General features: G+C 32.9%; 16 protein-coding genes. 4 read left to right on the top strand and 12 right to left on the bottom strand.

Annotated features, from left to right (window positions below; all coding sequences use genetic code 11):
* Positions 1-161 precede the first annotated feature (161 nt).
* A complete protein-coding gene (gene uxaC, locus HCG69_RS17210; RefSeq protein WP_221651057.1) occupies positions 162-1,568 on the bottom strand; it encodes a glucuronate isomerase in 1,407 nt (468 codons plus the stop codon).
* A gap of 197 nt (positions 1,569-1,765) precedes the next feature.
* Between uxaC and HCG69_RS17205 the strand changes: the two genes are divergently transcribed.
* Positions 1,766-2,827, top strand: coding sequence for a substrate-binding domain-containing protein (locus HCG69_RS17205; protein ID WP_221651056.1), 1,062 nt, complete (start codon positions 1,766-1,768; stop codon positions 2,825-2,827).
* Positions 2,828-2,854: 27 nt separating this feature from the next.
* Entirely contained in the window at positions 2,855-4,294 is a 1,440-nt protein-coding gene (locus HCG69_RS17200; RefSeq protein WP_221651055.1) for a tagaturonate reductase, read from the top strand.
* Positions 4,295-4,374: 80 nt separating this feature from the next.
* Here HCG69_RS17200 and HCG69_RS17195 read toward each other — a convergent pair whose 3' ends face one another.
* From HCG69_RS17195 to HCG69_RS17145, 11 genes are all read right to left on the bottom strand, one after another.
* A complete protein-coding gene (locus HCG69_RS17195) occupies positions 4,375-4,521 on the bottom strand; it encodes a hypothetical protein (protein ID WP_005931831.1) in 147 nt (48 codons plus the stop codon).
* A 266-nt stretch (positions 4,522-4,787) separates the two neighbouring features.
* Complete coding sequence (locus HCG69_RS17190) at positions 4,788-5,315, bottom strand: FHA domain-containing protein (protein ID WP_195348515.1); 528 nt, start codon at positions 5,313-5,315, stop codon at positions 4,788-4,790.
* Positions 5,316-5,342: 27 nt separating this feature from the next.
* On the bottom strand, positions 5,343-6,443 hold the full coding sequence (locus HCG69_RS17185; protein WP_221651054.1) for an SPOR domain-containing protein: 1,101 nt from the start codon (positions 6,441-6,443) through the stop codon (positions 5,343-5,345).
* Between the two features lie 684 nt (positions 6,444-7,127).
* On the bottom strand, positions 7,128-7,904 hold the full coding sequence (locus HCG69_RS17180; protein ID WP_221651053.1) for a glycosyltransferase family 2 protein: 777 nt from the start codon (positions 7,902-7,904) through the stop codon (positions 7,128-7,130).
* A 2-nt stretch (positions 7,905-7,906) separates the two neighbouring features.
* Positions 7,907-8,545, bottom strand: a complete 639-nt coding sequence (locus tag HCG69_RS20820) for an acyltransferase (protein WP_291585397.1) — start codon at positions 8,543-8,545, stop codon at positions 7,907-7,909.
* 7 nt (positions 8,546-8,552) lie between these two features.
* On the bottom strand, positions 8,553-9,800 hold the full coding sequence (locus tag HCG69_RS17170) for a glycosyltransferase family 4 protein (RefSeq protein WP_221651052.1): 1,248 nt from the start codon (positions 9,798-9,800) through the stop codon (positions 8,553-8,555).
* Complete coding sequence (locus HCG69_RS17165; RefSeq protein WP_221651051.1) at positions 9,785-11,041, bottom strand: hypothetical protein; 1,257 nt, start codon at positions 11,039-11,041, stop codon at positions 9,785-9,787. Before HCG69_RS17165 ends, HCG69_RS17170 begins: the two co-directional genes overlap by 16 nt.
* Positions 11,029-12,393: a lipopolysaccharide biosynthesis protein gene (locus tag HCG69_RS17160; RefSeq protein WP_221651050.1), complete on the bottom strand. Its 1,365-nt coding sequence runs from the start codon at positions 12,391-12,393 to the stop codon at positions 11,029-11,031. Before HCG69_RS17160 ends, HCG69_RS17165 begins: the two co-directional genes overlap by 13 nt.
* Positions 12,394-12,406: 13 nt before the next feature.
* Positions 12,407-14,671, bottom strand: coding sequence for a tyrosine-protein kinase family protein (locus HCG69_RS17155; RefSeq protein ID WP_221651049.1), 2,265 nt, complete (start codon positions 14,669-14,671; stop codon positions 12,407-12,409).
* 20 nt (positions 14,672-14,691) lie between these two features.
* A complete protein-coding gene (locus HCG69_RS17150) occupies positions 14,692-15,498 on the bottom strand; it encodes a polysaccharide biosynthesis/export family protein (RefSeq protein WP_221651048.1) in 807 nt (268 codons plus the stop codon).
* A gap of 1,459 nt (positions 15,499-16,957) precedes the next feature.
* On the bottom strand, positions 16,958-18,097 hold the full coding sequence (locus HCG69_RS17145) for a glycosyltransferase family 1 protein (RefSeq protein ID WP_221651047.1): 1,140 nt from the start codon (positions 18,095-18,097) through the stop codon (positions 16,958-16,960).
* A 1,116-nt stretch (positions 18,098-19,213) separates the two neighbouring features.
* On the opposite strand from HCG69_RS17145, the gene HCG69_RS17140 reads away from it, so the two are divergent.
* A complete protein-coding gene (locus HCG69_RS17140) occupies positions 19,214-20,350 on the top strand; it encodes a glycosyltransferase family 4 protein (protein WP_221651046.1) in 1,137 nt (378 codons plus the stop codon).
* 121 nt (positions 20,351-20,471) lie between these two features.
* The gene (locus tag HCG69_RS17135) at positions 20,472-21,101 is read left to right on the top strand and encodes a methyltransferase domain-containing protein (protein WP_221651045.1); all 630 of its coding nucleotides are present in this window, start codon (positions 20,472-20,474) and stop codon (positions 21,099-21,101) included.
* Positions 21,102-21,103 lie beyond the last annotated feature (2 nt).

The raw sequence follows: 21,103 nt of genomic DNA, 5'->3' as shown, positions 1-21,103 counted from the left end.
CTAATTAATATGTAACCATTTAGAGCCTTTATATAAAGTTTCTAAACAGACTGCAAAGTTAATGAATAAAATAGAAATGACAATGGTTTCATATAAAAAAACCGGCAGGAACATGATTAGTTCCTGCCGGTATTCTGTTTTCTTATCAGATTTTTATCTGATTAAAACTGAAAGAAGTTCTTAGCATTATTATAACTGATATCTTCAATCATTTGGTTTACACGATCCATTTCTGATACCGGAATTTCACCATTTTCTACATCACGACCCACCAGATTACATAACGTACGACGGAAATATTCATGACGCGGGTAGGAGAGGAAGGAACGGGAGTCGGTCAACATACCTACGAAACGACTCAGCAATCCTAATACGGAAAGAGCATTCATCTGTTTTTCCATACCATCTTTCTGATCGAGGAACCACCAGCCTGAACCAAACTGTATCTTTCCTGCAACAGTACCATCCTGGAAGTTACCCAGCATCGTGGCAATCACTTCGTTTGCACAAGGATTGAGGTTATAAAGGATTGTTTTTGTCAATTTACCCTTAGAGTTTAAGCGGTCAAGGAATTTAGACATAGCTTTTGCCGTAGTAAATTCACCAATTGAATCAAAGCCAGTATCAGCACCCAGAAGCTTAAACATCTTACTGTTGTTGTTACGGATAGCACCATAATGAAACTGTTGAGTCCAGCCCTTTTCCCAATCCATTTCACCAAATACCACTAACATAGCCGATTTAAACTTCAGAATCTCTTCCTTCGTCAATTCTGCTCCGCCATACACCTTATTAAATATAGCTTTGATTTCCGCATCTGTATAATCTTCGGCATAAAATTCTTCAATGCCATGATCTGACAGTTTGCAGCCTTGTTCAGCAAAGAAGTCATGACGTTTGCGCAAAGCAGCAATCATATCATCATATGTAGAGATGGTAACGCCACTCACTTCAGAAAGTTTTTCCATATAAGAACGGAAGTCTGCAGGAACTTCTACAGCCATTGCCTTATCCGGACGCCATGTAGGAAGCATTTTTATTTCAAATCCACTCTCACGTGTTTTGATATGATATTCCAATGAATCAATAGGATCATCAGTAGTACAAACCACTTCTACACGATAACGGCGCATCATACCGCGAGCCGAATATTCGGGTAAAGCTAATTTCTCATTACATTCATCATAGATCTCGCGGGCAGTCTTCGGACTCAGAATTTTATCAATACCAAACGCAGTCTTCAGTTCCAGATGAGTCCAGTGATACAACGGATTACGGAAGGTATAAGGTACGGTTTCAGCCCACTTCTCAAATTTCTCCCAATCTGTAGTATCCTTGCCGGTACAATAACGCTCATCTACACCGTTAGTACGCATCGCACGCCACTTGTAATGGTCGCCACCCAACCAAATTTCTGTCAATGATTTAAACTGATAATCATCAGCAACCATTTGAGGAATTAAGTGACAGTGGTAATCAATAATTGGCATCTTTGCCGCATGTTCGTGATACAACTTCTGTGCTGTTTCTGTCTGCAACAGGAAGTTTTCATCCATAAAGTTTTTCATTCTACTGTGTTTTAAGTATATAAAATAATTACTTTTTATATCGTAACCTATATAGTATTGATTGTAAAGCTAATAGGCTTGATTATCGTTTTAGTTTTATTAACCGTTATCGAACACAAAAGTAGAAAAATTACTTGTAGGAACAAAATAATTCGTATATTTGCAGCGAATATTTATAATATTTAAGTTTTAAAGCTATGGAAGACCAGAACTACACCATAAAAGATATAGCCCAGATGGCAGGAGTTTCTGCCGGAACGGTAGACCGGGTACTTCACAATCGGGGTGATGTATCTCAGAAAAGCAAAGAAAAAGTCCAGAAGGTGCTCGATGAGATCAATTATCAGCCCAATGTATTTGCTATCGGCCTGGCTGCCAAGAAAAAGTACACCATTACATGCATGATACCCTATTATGTAGAACATGATTATTGGCATTCTGTGGCAACTGGTATTGAACGTGCCCGGCAAGAATTACGTCCGTTTAACGTTAGTGTAGATTACTTGCATTACAAACATGGAGACCGAAAATCTTATCAGGATGCATGTCAGAAAATAGAGAAAAGCAACACAGATGCACTACTTTTAGCTCCTAATTTTCGGGAAGACACTCTTTCAATGCTCGCATATTTAAAAGATAAAAATATTCCGTTTGCATTTATTGATTTTGATATTGAAGAAGCTAAAGCTCTGAAATACATCGGTCAGGATTCTTATAAAAGCGGATATATTGCAGCTAAAATCCTGATGCGCAATTATCAGCAAGGGCAAGAATTGATATTGTTTTTAAATAATAACAAGGATAATCCGGCAGAGATACAGATGAAACGTCGTCTTGAAGGATTCATGAAATATATTTCTGAAGAACATAAAGACATTGCGATTCACGAAGTAATATTGAATAAGAATAATCCGGAAAAAAATAATGAAATATTAAGTGACTTTTTTCGGAAACATCCAAAAGCGACATTGGGGGCGGTATTCAACTCTCGTGTTTACCAGGTAGGGCACTACTTACGGGAAAAGGGACAGAACATGACTGGCCTGATAGGATATGACCTTCTAAGAAACAATACAGAATTGTTGAAATCAGGAGAAGTCACCTATCTTATAGGTCAACGTCCCGGACTTCAAGGCTATTGTGGCGTAAAAACACTATGTGACAACATCGTCTTCAAAAAATCTGTAGAACCGCTGAAATATATGCCGATTGATATTCTGATAAAAGAGAATATTGATTTTTATTTCGAATTTGAATAACATATTAATTTTATAATTTTGATTAACATGAAAGCATTAAACAAAGAGACAGCTCTTAAAGTACAACGCCCGGAGCGTATCATCCAATTTGGTGAAGGAAACTTTTTACGTGCATTTGTAGATTGGATAATCTATAATATGAACGAGAAAGCCGATTTCAATAGTAGCGTAGTCGTTGTTCAACCTATCGACAAAGGTATGGTGGACATGCTGAATGCGCAGGATGATCTCTATCATGTAAACCTCCAGGGACTGGATAAAGGCGAAGCTGTTAATAGTCTCACGATGATTGACGTTATCAGCCGTGCATTGAACCCCTATACACAAAATGCAGAGTTCATGAAGTTGGCGGAACAACCGGAGATGCGCTTTGTTATTTCCAATACTACTGAAGCCGGTATCGCTTTCGATCCGTCTTGTAAACTGGATGATGCACCTGCAACTTCTTATCCGGGCAAGCTGACTCAATTGTTATATCATCGTTTCAAAACATTCAATGGAGATAAGAGTAAAGGATTAATCATTTTCCCATGCGAACTTATCTTTCTTAATGGCCACAAACTAAAAGAAACAATCTATCAATACATTGAATTATGGAACCTGGGTGAAGAATTCAAAACATGGTTTGAAGAAGCCTGCGGCGTATATGCTACATTGGTAGACCGCATTGTACCCGGATTCCCCCGTAAAGACATTGCTGCCATCAAGGAAAAACTACAATACGATGATAATCTGGTTGTTCAGGCCGAAATATTCCATCTTTGGGTCATTGAAGCACCACAAGAGATTGCGAAAGAGTTCCCTGCTGACAAAGCCGGCCTGAATGTATTATTCGTTCCATCTGAGGCTCCGTATCACGAACGTAAAGTAACTTTATTGAATGGTCCGCACACTGTCCTTTCTCCGGTAGCCTATCTGTCGGGAGTAAATATTGTGCGTGAAGCCTGTGAGCACGAGGTTGTTGGTAAATATATCCACAAAGTAATGTTTGATGAGTTAATGGAGACACTTAACTTACCAAAAGACGAACTTGAGAAATTTGCTCACGATGTATTGGAGCGCTTCAATAATCCATTTGTAGACCATGCCGTAACAAGTATCATGCTGAATTCATTCCCGAAATATCAGACTCGTGACCTGCCGGGATTGAAAACTTATTTAGAGCGCAAAGGAGAATTGCCAAAAGGTTTAGTATTAGGTTTGGCTGCTATCATTACCTATTATAAAGGTGGTGTTCGTGCTGATGGCGCCGAAATTATACCAAACGACGCTCCGGAAATCATGAATCTGTTGAAAGAACTGTGGGCAACCGGTTGTACTCAGAAAGTAACAGAAGGTGTACTTGGCGCTGAGTTTATTTGGGGTGAAAATCTGAATAATATCCCAGGACTGGCCGAAGCGGTAAAAGCCAACCTTGATTCTATCCAGGAAAAAGGTATGCTGGAAACTGTGAAAAGTATTCTCTAAATAAGAGATCAAAATAAACAGGAAAGAGCGACTTTCATTTTGTGAAGGTCGCTCTTTTCTATTTTTAGTCATACAAAGAATTAGTCAATAGTAAGATCTTCAATAACCTCTTTTGACTGTTGGTTTACATCTTTCTCCACTCTGGGAGATGATAAAACCCAATAGCCCAACAATAATACAGCTATAATAATGGCTATAATAATCCATGTTCTGTTTTTCTCTTTCATTTTCGTTAGGGTTTAGTGAATTTTTATATGCTCAAAGAACAAACTGAAGATGAGTTTGTTCGAGCATACTTTTACTCCAAAACAAAATAACGTATTTAACAGTGTATTAAATACGTTATTTTATATCCCTAAAGTACGTACTTTTGACATGTAAGAATACGTACTTTTATATCAGGAAAATAGTATTATTTCTTATCTGTTAATATTATCGGCGATTTAGCATATAATTCGCTTCTCAAATGAAATTAACTTGTCATAAAACGCATTTATTCTGATTCCGCAGTCCGAAGTATAAAAGTAGTAGCACCAATCGTTATGATAGCACCATTTTCTATCCGGATACGGTCTTTATCATTTAAAATTTCATTCATTAGAAAAGTACCTGTCAGACTGGGAGCATCCCGAAGTGTATAAACCAGTTCCCCTTGCTTATTTCGTTTCACATTAATAATACAATGCCGACGATCCATACTCATATCACCAGTCTCGATAGGAGTGTTTATCATCGTGCCCACACAACGGCGCCCAATAACATTATCCCCTTCCTGTAAAGGTATTACTTGTTTGAAACCAAATACGTTCTCAATAACAACAATACACCCAAATTCATTTTTATGAGCTTCTTCATCAAGTATTTCTTCTTTTTGAGTCTCTCTCACTTTACTCTTTCCCAAACGAATACTAAACTGCTTACCGCAGTGTTCACAAACAAATACCAGAGATTGCCCTTCTGTATACTTAGTTTCATCAAAAGAAAGATAATTCTCACACTTAGGACAACGAACTCGTTTCATATCTTAAAGGATATAGGGGGATTTGTATTACTTAACCAGCAACCAAGCGGTTTTATAGGTGTCATTCTCTCTTAACTTCAAAAGCTGTTTTGTACCCTCTTCACGAGTTGTACACGACATTATACTTACACGGATCTTACCATCATTATTTAAAACTTTCGCTCCTGTAAATCCTTCAGCTTTCAATCGTTCTGCCATTACCTCTGCATCTTTTACACCAATGCCTCCGGCAACAATTATATGAAAATTACCTTCTGTCTGTTTTGATTTTACAACAGCTTCAAATGACGGAATCGATTGAGACTCATTTGATTGTACAGCAGCAGACGTTTTATGTACCTCTTCTGTAACAGGCTGAGCTACTTTCACCTCTCGTACCGCAACAGGTTTTGTTACCTTTTTCCCCGTTTTTTTAGAAGTACCGGACACTGCCTTTACCGACTGCTTCACATCCTTATTCATCACAACAGGAGTCATCGCAATAGATTTTCCCTCTATTTTTTCAAACAGATCAATCGGCAACAATTGAGCGTAATTATCTTTTTCTACATAAGTATTTTCAACCGGAGTGGAAAGGAAGAAGAATAGTACTACCGCAGCCACTATAGCCACCGCACTACGCACCATCCCACGATTGATCTTGATCTCATATGATTTCTTTCTTTCCTGAATAACAGGAACCAATACCCTTTCTTTTTCCTGATGTAAAACGGTCAGTTCCTTCATTTCGAAAGAATCAAGCCCATATAAATAAGGTGTAGTAATTTTATTATCATAAGGAATGAACTCATAAGTATCATGGATCGTATACCTGATTTCTCCAACATTATCCAAATCAACCTTACCTTCTTTATACAGCATAATGATCAACTCTGAAACCTCATCCTCGACTATCTTGGAGGCATCCGAGAAGTTCGTATCATATACAGCCATATAAGATTGTACCAACAACCCATCATTCAGCTTTAATTGCGGATTAAAACCAATGGTACGGGTAGGGGGAAGGAACATGTTCTCTTCTACTTGTATCGCAGGCGTATAATGAGCAACAAAACCTCCTAATCCGGGAACAATTACACAATCATTCTCCAATAATAATACTTCTATATGCTGTGACAACTCAATCATGAGTGCAAAATTAACAGTTTTATTGAAGATATGCCAGAAAAAGGCATTTTTTATTACGACAATTTCTCAATTTCCCATAATCTTCATTTTTCCGGATTCAATTTAATATCTATCACAAAAATAAATCGTTACATAGAACGATATTGTGACAGAATATTTTCATAAAATCATTGATAAACAATTTCTTTTCGCTTTTTTTGAAGTTAAATAACGCCGCTATAAACATGGTATTGAGGCGTCTCCATGTATCTTCATGTAGAAGTTACGTTCTAAACAATAACCACTTTTCAAATGTCCTATTTCGGAGTTTATTCCCTACACATTTAAAAATCATTTTCTTTTCCTTTCAATAACGACTTTCCTAAATATTTGGAATTCCCTGAATTAGAAATTGAATATCTTCTGATTCTTTCTGCCCTCTATCCCCCTTTCTCCAGCAACAAATCAAGCGTCTTTCCAGTAATCCGACTGCTATTCAGTCATCATCATTAAGATGAGTTCAACTCCTTTTTCACCGATACACAAAATGAATTAATTCAGTCGTATTACAGGGAATGGAAGAAATAAAGTGAAAATAACCACAGAAGTACAAGCTGTAGACATGCTCACCCAAAACTATATATGCATTCTTTTGAATAGAAGCAAGACATTTAACAGTTACTATGGTACCTCAAATGCCTTAAGTCAAGATAAGGCTCTAAATAGAGCGCGAACTTTAAGTCTTATATATCTCAATATATTGGTCGGTGATAGTCGAATAATATTATGCATTTTCATATAATCACTATATAAATGAGGAAAACAATGTCTAAAATAATTAAATTTCTCCTGTTTGATTATTTTAAGGCTATTTTTCCCTGCGCTTATTCCTGTCACATCGTATTTAGATATATATAATGGAATAGTTTTGTTTGTCTTACCATATTTAATAGTTGCTTTTATAAGAAAACATACATCTGCTGTAATTTTAAGTGCTTCATCATATCCACCTAGTTCTTTTATTGTAGAAGTACGAATTAAAGTAGATTGGTGACAGATCGTACGGTAGAGTAAAGTGTAAAGAGTAACATTTTTATCAGGCATTTCTGCCGATATTTGTTTTCCTTGGTTAGTTCTTAATATGCCACCAAATATAAAATCAGTATCCATTTCATATTCTTTTATTTTACTAAGAGTATCATGAGCAACAAATTCATCACCTGAATTCATAAATATAATGTATTCACCTCGAGCGTGGTCTATTCCTTTATTCATTGCATTATAAATACCGTCATCTGGTTCTGATATATAAAAATCAATATATTGTTTATATTGGTTTATTATTTCAAGGCTTTCATCAACAGACGCACCGTCAATAATAATAAATTCATATAAATATCTATTTTGAGAAATAACACTTTCTATCGTTTTTTTTAGACCACTAGCATTATTACGATTAACTGTTATTATACTTAAAATCATAACTATATTTTTTTTATTACCACACAAGGATTACCACCTGCTATCACATTAGGAGGGATCGTTCCACAAACTACACTTCCTGCTCCAATTACGGAATTATCTCCAATAACACTACCTTTCAATATAATAGTACGCGTTCCAATAAATACATTTTTCCCAATAGACACTGGAGCTGTTTTTACATGTTTTTCATCACTAAAACGATATATAGGTGTAATTGAATGCCAGTCAGAATCGGTAATCAATACATTACCACCAATTAAAGTATCTGAACCAATTGTTATTTTATTGAAAGCTGATATAGTAATTGCTGACATTCCTACATGACTATTTATTTCGATTATAGCTCTTTTGGTATTAGTTGTTATCCGTGAACGAGATAACATTCCAATGTTATTGGACTTAAATGATGAGTTAATTTTTACATCTTTTCCTATAATAATCTGAGAACTAGGATAGCGCATTAGATACGGTATTCCATAACATTCTATTTTCCCCTTCAGATTTACTCCTTTAAGCCATGCTAATATAGAGGTATATATTGAGCATATATTTATATAAATAGTAGAGCGTATCCCTGAGATATTAAGGAATATATAAGCTTTTGGATCATCTATAAATTTCTTTATTTTATTTCTCATATTAAAATCAGTTATTAATCTGAGTGTATATGTTATAGAGAGAATCGGCAATAGCTTTTCTATCGTGTCTTTTCATGGCTACTTCTCTTTCAGTAACAGATAATTTATATGCCAAATTATCAGACTCAAATATCGAACATATTTTATAGGCCAACATAGCTGCTTCTTCAAAACGATATAATAAGCCACTCTTTTGATCTTCAATTAAATCCATCATACCCCCTACATATGAAGCAACAACTGGTGTTCCTATTAATTGTGCTTCACATACCGAATTAGAACTGTTTTCTATGATAGATGGACACACAAAGACATGAGCAGACAGATATTGCCTTACCATTTCCTTTTCTGATAATGTACCTAAGAAATGGAGATGGCTACGTACACATGATTTATCAATTATAGAATTAAGATAATTCCAATAGGTAGATTGTTTGTATGCAGGTTTTGAAGTAAGGTCATCACCGGCAACATAAACTTGCGCATCCGGATATTGCTTCAATATGACAGGTAGCGCTTCTAAAAACTTGTGTAATCCTTTTATTGGATAATATACTTGACTAAGAAATATCGAATGTTTTCTACATTTGCTTATATCCCATTTATTAGTATAAAAAGAATCACGTAATGCTTCCTCACATTTGAAATAGCGAATATCTGGGTTTATAGCCCAACAATTAGAATAGTCCCATAAGGTACGCCCTACTATGTTTTTCATTTTTTTGATTAATGCAATTTCATAGGTACCTTTTTGGTGAAATTTTTCACGTTGATGTTTTAATGTATCTCTTTTTAAAACATCTCTTAAAGTCGTGTATTTGTCTATAACCTTGCTTTCTATACCTCCATAATAATATAATGCATAGACACTTATCAGTCCCTGAATAGAAAGTAAAGCATTATTAGATCCACAAGTATTAATATAAGAAAGCGAATGATAAAACTCTGAACCATGAATATGTACAACATCTGGATTGATTTCATTGTTTATATCAAAGAGTATCTTGTCCATATCATTTTGACTAACTGCTGAAGGTATCATGTAATATACGTATTTATCATATTTAATACATTTTACCTCTATTCCTTCATAAGGCGATATAATGTATAATTTTAATTGAGGATAGAATTCTTTCAATGCATTTTTATAAGAATAGAGCCATCCCCCAATCACAGGTTCTGGTAATCCTAATTCACGACAAATTTCTGGAAATGCAATATTAACTAACCAGACGACTTTCATCTCTTTTCCCATGGCAGCAAAGTCTTTTTCTTTTTAAATAACATATCAAATATTTCACTATCTTTCATTTTACTAATATTTAGATCGAGGCAAATAGCGACAGCAAGCCATATCATAAATGTTTTGGTGTTGAACGCATGTAATCCGAATGGAGCTAAATCAATTAATTGTATTATCAATATATACGCACAACCTTTAGATAATTGATTCGATGATTTTAATCCCTTATATATGGCTATGATGAATATCAATAAATATAGAATTAAATATATAAGACCTCCCTTTAGAATGATTTGCAGATAGCCGCACTCTATATCATTTCTATAGTCGTTATATTCATCATTTTCATCTTTATCAACTCCTGGACAATAATATTGACCAAATACCCCACGCCCTAAAATCAAATCCTTAGGGTTAGCCATATCAATAGCAAAAGCAAGAAAAACATCTTCACGAGTATCTTCTTTTGCACGTTTAGTAATATTAGAAAAAGTTCCAGAACTTTCTTGTATATAAAAAGAAATAGCACCTATTAATAGTATAAAACTTACAAGGATAGCAATTAATTTACTTTCAATAGATTTAATTTTTCCATTAATTACAATATTTATACTACCTATTAACATATATAGTCCAAATGTGAGCATTAAATTTCGCCGAGCAGTCAATGTCGCAACAAGAAATGCCAAGAATAATACTAACAAAGCAATAAAACATTTTTGAGATGAATGATATTTGTTAGTAATGTATATGAAACCGGCACCTATGGCAAATGTTTCCAAATAGAATTGCCTGAAACCGTTATTATACTCTATTATAGGAATGAAAAAAATAAATAGAAATAATACATTTACCATATAAGTAACGCCAATAAAACTCCGCAACAAATTCTTCAAGGGAAGCATCATAAGAAAAATCGCGAAATAAGGCAATATCGGATAAGGAAGCAGATAATTTGATTTTTGTGTAATTTCACTCACATCAGAACGAATAAACATGATTCCATTCCAAAGTAGAATTATTAAAAAGAGCCCCCATATCTCTTTCTTGCGATTAGCATTACTAAAGGACATGAATCTGAGCAGAGTAAATACAACCATTAATATACCTGATATGATTAGCAGTTTAAAAACAAAAATATTATACAATTGAAAATAATCTTCAGATAATATTCCGATTGTATAAATTATTAATCCTAACCAAAGTATAGAAAGGGTATCAGATGTTTTTTCTTTTATAATTACTTTATCCATATACCTTGTTTTTGTTTAATAATTACTTTATAATATTGCAAAGGTGCTAAAATTAAACCATTAAAATTAGCTATTATAGATGCAATAAGTATCGCATACATTCCCATATTAAATACATTACAGAAAAGAATGACTAAGGTAACAAATATGACTGGAGATATAAGACTTGATAAACATTGTATTTTCAAGGCCCCGATACCATTGACAAAAAAGACAAAAATAGATCCAAATATACTTGTAGCAAAATAAATGAACATCCAAAAAGAGAGGGTTGAAGAAACAGCAACAACATTTCCTATCCATATTTTGTAAATCCAGCCAGAGCAAATAAACATTAAAACTCCAATCAATAAAACGAATAGCCCAACTTTGAAATATTTCGATACTCCATTCTTTATCCATTGCATGTCATTTTGAGCATAAGCATTTGTTACTGCAGACCAAAAAGGTTGCAAAACAATCACGAATCCCATATTCAAGACATTAAAATATTTATATGCAATGTTATATTCTGTAACACTTTCCATCGAAAATAGACGAGCAATAAGTATATTTGCTGTTTGAAATTGAACAATAGCAGCAACTTGTATAATGAAGAATTTTACACCAAGTCCCAATAGCTTTCCCGCACAATTAAAATTAATGCTTTTTATAGAAGGACGGCAGAACTTATAATCATGAGTAAAATAAATGATAGAATATACTGTCCATACACATAAAGGAGGAAGGCATAAACCTAATGACAGAATAAACAACGAGCCTTCTATGCTATTTTTAAATATATATATAGATATTAAAATTAAAACTTGGCTAACAAATTCAATATAAGAAGAACGCGCAGGTCGTTGGTCTGAAATAAGTATTACGCTAAGTATCTTTATTACAAAAGAGATACAAAAATAAGCAATAAGTACTATTAATGCTAATTTTAGATCACTTTCATATGCAATATCTATTCTCAATAAAACTGTAATATCAAAATTAAGCACAAAAAATAAGAATATGACAAATACGAAAGTAAATATACCCATAAGTATGAAATAGGTAGTACTTACATAAATTTTAGCTATACTAAAATTAGAGATAGCAAATGCCTCCGCAAGCTTATTACGCAATCCATTAGTAAAACCAATATCAAAAAAACTCATCCAAGCAATAATGGAACTTATTGTTAACCATATTCCATATTGAACAGCGTTAACGAAGTCTATTGTAAGAGGAACGAGTATGAATGAACATAAAATACTTCCAATTCTAATTAAGAGTGAGAAAAATATATTCTTTTTAATTTGCGCGGAACGTTTATTTCCCCCCAAAATAGTTTTCCTAAAATATCGAATATATTTTTCCACAATGAATAATTATTTATTCTTCTACGTCATTTATAATGCACATAACTTGCTTCATATTCATGTCTTCAATAAGAGATTCTATGTAATTTATCGAACTATTTTCGGTACATGCCACCCGAGCAACAAAAATGACTCCGTCAACTAATTCAATAATAGGCATAGCGTCTGAATAACAAGTTAACGCAGTAGAATCAAAAATAATAAAATCATATTGCTCTTTCAGTTTATCACAAAGAGCTTTAAAATTGGCACTTAATAAGCTCTCTGATGGGTTATTTTTTACAGTTCCAGTTGGCAATATATATAAATTCTTATCTAACAATGAGTTTTGAATCACTTTCTCTATTGAAATATTATTGTTTAATACCTGATATAACCCTTCAGTATTCTTAATTCCTAATAAACTAGATAGTTCAGAATTGCGCAAATCTGCATCTACAAATAGTACTTTATGGTTAGTCTTTGCCATTGAAATAGCTAAATTGAGAGCGATAAAGGTTTTACCTTCTTTTCTTTGCATAGAACTAATCAATAATGTTTTTTGGCTTATAGAATTATTAAACATCTTATACATATTAGAACGAAGATACCTAATATCTTCTTCCACTACTGATGATGAATCATTTTCTTCAAACAGTATTTGTTTGTTTGCCGAATGTATTGTATTTGTAATTCTTAAATCAGATATTGATTGTAGTTCTGAAACTGTATTAAATTTATTTGCGAACATTTTTCTAAAATAAAGGAATAAGACAGGCAACAAAACTGTAAAAAATATCGCCGCAATAGCTATTAATAGCTTTTGGGGGGCAACAGGTTTATTATATGCAAATGCATTATCAATAATTTGCGCTTTAGGATTTGATACAGCCAATTTTAAGGCATTCTCTTCTTGTTGTTGCAACAAGTATACAAATAGAGCTTGCTTTATCTCCTGCTGTCGCTTAATCTCTATATATTCACGTTCTTGCAGGGGCATTCCTTTTATACGTTTCATGAAAATCTGTTCCTGCGTTCTCAAATCATCTCGAGCATATTCTATTCCCCTTTTTATACTTTGTATAGTAATCAATACACTTTGACGCGTTACATCAACTTGTTCATTCATCGATTCAATTACAGGGTTACCGGGATTAGTTGAACGCAATAACTTTAATCGTTCTAAGAGCAATTCATTATATTTTAGCAAAGATTCTACTGCCGATTTCTCCTCTATACCTAAGCTCATAGGCACTACCGCATATCTATTTTCTGGAGCTTTGAGAAAATCTTCAATCATCGCTATTACTGAATATTGTGTTTCTGCACCTATTAACTTTTCCTTAAAATCACTACTTTTTTCAAGAATAATTTTTGCTTCAGTTCCAATATCCGTTAGCTGATGATCTGTTTTATATTTTTCAACAGCTCTTTCTATAGACTTTAAATCTGATTCCATCAAATCTATACGTTTCTGTAGGAATTCAACAGCTCGATTCGTTTCTGCATTTTTTTCATCAATACCATATTTATTATAATATTTTATAATCGAGTTAAGAATATCTTTTCCCCGGTTGGTTAATATATCTTCTATCGCTAAATTTATGACATTCGATTTTTTGCTAGCTGCAACAATAGAGACCTCACGCATTAATCCTTCTGTAACTCCACCATATCCCGAAAACATAATTTCCATGGACAGATTCTTTCCACTTTTAAAAAATGGAGTTTTATCTAATGTGAAATCTCCAAATGTAGTTGGTATTTTTACAGGAAAAGTAGATGTTGTCTCACCTATTTTTTTTCTTTTGTAGATAGCTTTTACTTTTACTTGCTCATTTTTATCTATTTTCACTTCGAACTTAGTATAGTATAAGAAAGTATCAGCCATGTTAACAATATCGCTTTGTAAGCATACAGGAGAATTCTTATAATATTGTTCTTTTTGAATTAATCCTTTTTTATTATAGACTATATTTAATCCCAAATCTTTAACGGCATTATAAAGAATTGAATATGATTTCACAATTTCTAATTCATCATCTACAGCACCGCCTCCTACTCCAAGCATATTTCCAAAAGAAAGACCACGCATCATTGAGGCAGCCATTCCCCCCATTCCTCCCTTGGAGTCTTCCTTAACTAATATATTAGCAGATACTTTGAAAACCGGTTTTTTTATAAATATGTATAGAGCAGAAAAACCGATACAAATAAGAAATGAAAGAATAAATAATTTCCAATTTCTTATATATAATTTTATAAGATTGATTAATTCCGTTTTTTTTGTAGAATTCATAACAGTTAAGATTTGGAAGGTTATTTTACAAGTAAAGCAATTACTAGTGACGCAATTACAGAGACAGTACCAACTATAGTGGAGAATACAGAAATATTAAACTGAGAACTTTGACTATAATTTGCATTTCCTTTACGAGCCTTGTTAGGTTCCACATATACTACATCATTTTGTTGCAAATAATAATAAGGAGAAGAAAAGAGTTCAGACGAGGTTAAATCCAATCGCTGATACTCTTTTTTTCCATTATTATCACGAATTACTAACACATTAGTACGTTCTCCATATATAGTTAGATCAGACGCTCTACCTATTGCATCTAATATTGTTACCCGCTCGTTTGAAAAAAAGATCGTTCCAGGAGAGTTTACTTCACCTAGTACCGAAATTCTAAAATTCTGAATTCTAACTGTTACTAATGGTGATTTTGCATAAGCTGAAATTTTCCTCTCCAAATCTTCAGATAATTCATTACATGTTAATCCTGCTACTTTTATTTTTCCTAAAACTGGAAAGTCAATATAACCTTTATTATCCACTAAATAGGTTTGCAATACAGCAGTAGTAGCTACATTAGTCTCACCCACAGATTGATAACTAGTCAATGGAAGATTAAACACAGCTACTGCATTAGGATCTATACTAGAAACGAGAATTGTTAATTGATCATCTAAACAAATTTTGGATTCATATTTTTCTGCTTGATCAGTTAAACTCCCAGAAGATTGATAGCTATTAATATCTTGAAAATAGGCTATTCGATCACTCGTTCTACACGAAGTAAATAGAATAATTAAGCAAATAGTTGCTATTGTTTTTATATTCATTATGCTTTTAATTTTAGTATTCAACATTTTGATGTATTCTAAATTAAGAAAACGACAAAAATGATATTTTAGTATAATTTTCTTCTTAAAAATTTTCATACGTAATAAAAAATATAGTTTTTATGTTATCCCTTAATTCCACAGTCCATTTTCTTTAAACAAAGACAAAATCTTAACATGCAACAACTTACCAATCACCTTACCATATATAAATTTTCACTCATCCTCCTATTGTCACACGTAAAACAGTAACCAACAAACTTACTCGATTAAATAAGTATCAATCGTTCACAAATAGATATCGCCTCATATTTCAGAGAGAATTGAGGTAATCCATCAGTACAACAAATTGTTCTATATCTGAGCAAACGAACGTGGTACATTAGCATAAAAGGCACAGGGACATTTTAGGATTAGAGAAATATTGAGATTGACTACAAGATACACTATGCGACGTCTATCCCCTTTATAATTTTCACAAAGAAAAATGTATATAAAAAAAACAATGCAGGAAGAAAACACATATGACTAAGAAAATTTGTTTACCAGAGAAAATTTTGTCTTTCGGCCACCCCTAACCAATATTAGGATAGTTAAGAGAATGAAATTATCCAATACTATAACATAAAACAAGGAGTTTCTGAAAGACTGCCTGATATACTCAATAACACACATCTCGAAATCTTTTCCCAAACTGACTCCCTACCTGCCAATAAAGTGACTAATATTTCACTTATTAGTGTCAGTGCCAAATAGATCTAACAGCGCCAACAATGGAGGTTAATATTTACACCAATAGACCACATAAAACAATGAGGTTCACATAGCTGGAATCTTGAACTTATTCATCTGAACCGAATTCTATTAAGCGAAGAATAGCCTAAGCTGAAAAACCATGTTTATTATTAGAAAACAACAGAAAACATACTTGTACCAAAAACTAAAAGTGGTTGTTACGATCAATAATTTCGAAGATACTGAGTCTTTTAACTCTTTCTGATGGTATATACATCTTCTCATTTATAAAAGACATGTAACCTTCGGTCTAAACATGGGATTCATCATCGTAAAAGAGGCTAATTTCTCCTTTGGCGTAGGAGAGTATCAATTTGGGTTCTTACAATTTTTCAAACTTTGTGTTCATAAAACTGCGATAAAAATATACAATTGGGATGTTTGCTCATAGATCTATCCTATGTCAATGTAAATAAAGCTTCTTTTGTTGCCGCCTGCTTCCCCAACCCAGATAAAGTTTAAAGCCCTCCGAAGTAATACGATCAACATATGCACAAATCGTTGCGAATCCCTAATATTAGTTCTTCTCGCTTATTTATTCGCTTGTATATTTTGTATACTACGAATAAACGATATTTGTACAATATGCAAAAATACTTGTTAATCTCTTAATTAAGAGATCGATTTGATGAATCGAGAATTTAAATGTGTATAAATCGCACTTTTATGAATTCATTTTACAAATTGTTTGAAAGGTATCAAGCATTTGCTGAGCACATTTTTTCCATGTGAAAGTTTGTAATCGCTTTTGGCCCTTATTTTTAAGTTCTTCTATTTGAGATGAATTGTAACCTAATAATTTTTTGATAGAATTACTTAAATCATTTGAATTACCGGATTCAAATGTAATTGCTGCATCTTCTGCTATTTCTTGAAGCGAACCTGCATCAGAACAGATAATAGGTACATTATAGGTCATTGCTTCTAATATAGGAAAGCCAAAGCCTTCGAATCGTGAAGATATAACCGTGGCTAAGCAATTGGAATATAACGAGATTAACTCTTTATCATTTACTCTCCCAAGGTATAAAATATGAGAATCAGCATAGTTGTCTTCAGCTATTTTTTTTAAAAATAATGAATGCCCTTCTCCCTCTGGGCCAACTAAAACTAATTTTATATTGGGGTGACAACTTTGAATTTTTCTAAATGCCTCTAATAACACATCTAATCCTTTCCCTATATAATCAGTACGCCCCGGAGTAAATAGATATTGTTGTTGCTGCAAGCCCCATTTTTTTATTATTGAATATGTTTCGTCAAGGATTATAGGAGAATGCGGCGAACTTCCATTATAAATAACTTTAATTTGCTGGATAGGAATACTTAAAAAACGCTCCATATCTTTTGCTGTAAATGCAGACACAGCCGTAAATGCATTAGAACGTTTGATGGAACGTGGAATGCATATTTTTTTTCTAAATACAGTTCTTACTATACTATATTTGTTTTTTATATGATATTCTCCTAAGTCATGAAATGTAGTCACAATAGGAATGTTCCAATGACCCGGAAAATGGTTACAACCGCTTGGAATCCAGAAGCAATCAATATCTGGTGTTATATACTTTTGAGAAAGATATTCCAACCAAAAAGCTTTTTTGTATTGATTATCTAGATAAGGAATGTAGATAGCTTTAACAAATGAACTGTTTTCATTTAACACATCTTTCGCTTGTTGGTTACAAAACACAATCCAAGTTATACTTTTATCATATTCATAGATTGATTCTATCACTTTTTCGAAGCATAATTCTGCTCCAGCACGGCGATTGTACAGTGTATATATTGTCGCAATATTCATTGTTTTTTCTCTTTTTTTTAAGTGTTAATTTAATGTTTTTTTTGATATTCATTTTACTTGTCCCTTGTCATCCCTCCCAAAGATACTCCTTCTCTATATTTGTAAGAAATAGTTTTTTAATCGAAATAACATAAACCATGAGTATTATTATATTGAGTTAAGAATCAACAAATATCTAAATTCAAAACTTATACTAATGCAAAGAAACGAATAAAATTTCTCAGGACAAAACATTTATGCGGAAATTGACGTACATCTAAAAAGCTGAAATGTTACCATTTTGACTGAATACCCTCATCATAAGACTTTTACTCAACCGTATTCAGCTTTATCTCTGATGCATTATTTGAGCCATAATTATTTTGGTGATGTGTATAAATCTGTCTATGAAATCGACTCTAAAACATATAGACATTATATGAAAGTGAATAATATTATGATAAATCCAGCGATGTGCCAATTATCCAGAAAAAGCAATTGTAAAAAAAACGAATTCAATGGATAGTCGCAAAGTTGCCTATCTCTTGCTGCGGTGAATTAACGGGCATCCACATCCTGTAATAAATGCCTTAGAAACGCCTTTTACAGTGTAGTTGCACTGCGAAACAAAAGGCCCATCTCGAATGAGATAACGTATAAAATCCTTGATTATATTTATGATATTCCCTATTCACCAACTTTTGAAGAAAGTGCTACTCACTGATCAAAACACTTTATGAAATGATCATTGAATAAGATAACTCTTTCTACGATTCATGAGCAGAAAACATCCTTTTTATTGGTAAACTCAGCTATTAAGCAGCGCAATTTGTCATTGGAAGCAACTTGTAAGATACCAAACTATTATACACTACCAACCATGAAAAACCGCCAAAATTAATGAACAGTTTCAGAAATAGGTTTCATTACAGGAATGACATTCCTTTAAGAAATAGAATACACCACTAGATTTACCAATTTTGATAAGTTGATAAGGTTGTTGGATTAAATCTGAGATTAAAATAAAAATAAGAGTGTACAAAAACTAAATTAAGTAAACTCTAATAAAAGCTTCATTTTATCGTTTATAATAAAAATCAATGGAACTATTATATATAAACCCATAAGTGGATTATTATGAAAATTGTATATTGCATCTTTGATTGTTCATCTCCTGGAGGAACAGAACGCACCCTATTTTTACAAGCAAACTATTTTGCTGAAAAAGGAGAAGAAGTACATATTGTTACAACCGAAAAAGCCTCTTATCAACAGAATTCATATTATTTTTCTGATCGTATCTCATTTCATAATCTAAACATAAATTATAGAGAAGTAGACAACAGCTTATCACTTCGCAAGATTCTGAATAGAATCCAAAAAGGACATAAGCATAAAAAGAAACTTAATGAGTTGCTGTTTGCTTTACGACCGGACATTACGATTGCTATGTTTGGACATGAATCGTCTTTTTTATACCAAATCAACGATGGTAGTAAAAAAATCATAGAATACCATTTTTCAAGATATCACCGTAATATTGAGTTTTCTTCCGCCTCCTTTTGTAAAAAGCGGTTTGCATTATTCAAAGAATGGCGTAAATGCAAATTTATAAATAGATATGATGCATTTGTTGTTTTAACAAATCAAGATGCTGTAAATTGGAAGCAATTTAAAAATGTGTTTGTAATCCCCAATGCCTTACCATTCATTCCTAAAAAAAGCTCAAATTGTGAAAACAAAAAAGTAATAAGCGTAGGACGCTTATCATTTGAGAAAGGCTATGATTCTCTTATTGAGGCATGGAAAATTGTCACATCAAAACACCCAGATTGGGAATTAGAGATCTATGGTGCCGGACAAGAATATAATAATCTATGTTCGCTGATTAAGAAGTATTCTCTTACAAATATTTTCATCAATTCTCCTGTACAAAATATTGATGAAAAATATATAGAATCGTCTATTTATCTAATGACTTCTCACTACGAAGGTTTCGGAATAGTTCTCATTGAAGCTATGATATGTGGGTTACCTTGTATTAGTTTCGACTGTCCCTGTGGTCCTTCCGAAATAATCACTAATAATGAAGATGGCTTCCTTGTACCTGTAAACGATATATATGCATTAGCAGACAAGATATGTTTATTGATTGAGCATAATGCTTTGAGAAAAGAAATGGGTAAAAAGGCACGTCAAAACGTCATGCGATATTCTGTAAATAAAATTATGAAAAAATGGGATGACCTTTTTAAAAAAATGTTAAGTGAATAAAAGCTATATAATTAGTGACAAATTATCACGTTTCTATGATAAATGGAAAGGCATAATTTGAAAATTACCCGTTACAATATATACAAGTGAATGAAATAATTAAACTCAACAAAAATCATTTATGGAAATTGCAAATAAAATTAGTATTTATAATAGAAATCGTAAATACATCTATTTTGAAAAAAATATAAAATACACTCCATCTTCAAAAATTTTAGATGTGGGCTTTACAAATACAATATCTGATAATGGAAACTATATAGAAAAAAATTATCCATATCCTGAAAATATAACAGCATTAGGAGTTGACGGAAAGGATGCGTTTGAAAAGCAATATCCCAATATTAACACGATTCTTTACGACGGAAATATATTTCCTTTCCCAGACAACTCATTTGATATTGGTTGGAGTAGTGCGGTTATAGAACATGTTGGTAACCGAGAAAAACAACTCCTCTTTTTAAAAGAATTGTTACGGACCTGTAAAACTACTTTTTTAACTACCCCCAATATTGGGTTTCCAGTAGAAGTACATACTCGTACTTTCTTCTTACATTGGTTACCAAATAGACTTTTTGAAAAATATTTAATACTTGTAGGAAAATCCTGGGCTACAGGGGATTATATGCACCTATTGTCTAAAAAAAATATTATAAATTTATGTCGTGAAGCAGGGGCTAACAAAATTACAATACACGGGAATCGAATTTTAGGTTTGGTGTTAGATTATAGCATAATTATTGAAAAATAAGA

The organism is Bacteroides sp. K03 (assembly GCF_019734355.1).
Taxonomy (GTDB): Bacteria; Bacteroidota; Bacteroidia; order Bacteroidales; family Bacteroidaceae; genus Bacteroides; species Bacteroides nordii.
The sequence above is the reverse complement of the archived record's forward strand: the minus strand, read 5'-3'. Positions and strand labels throughout refer to the sequence as shown.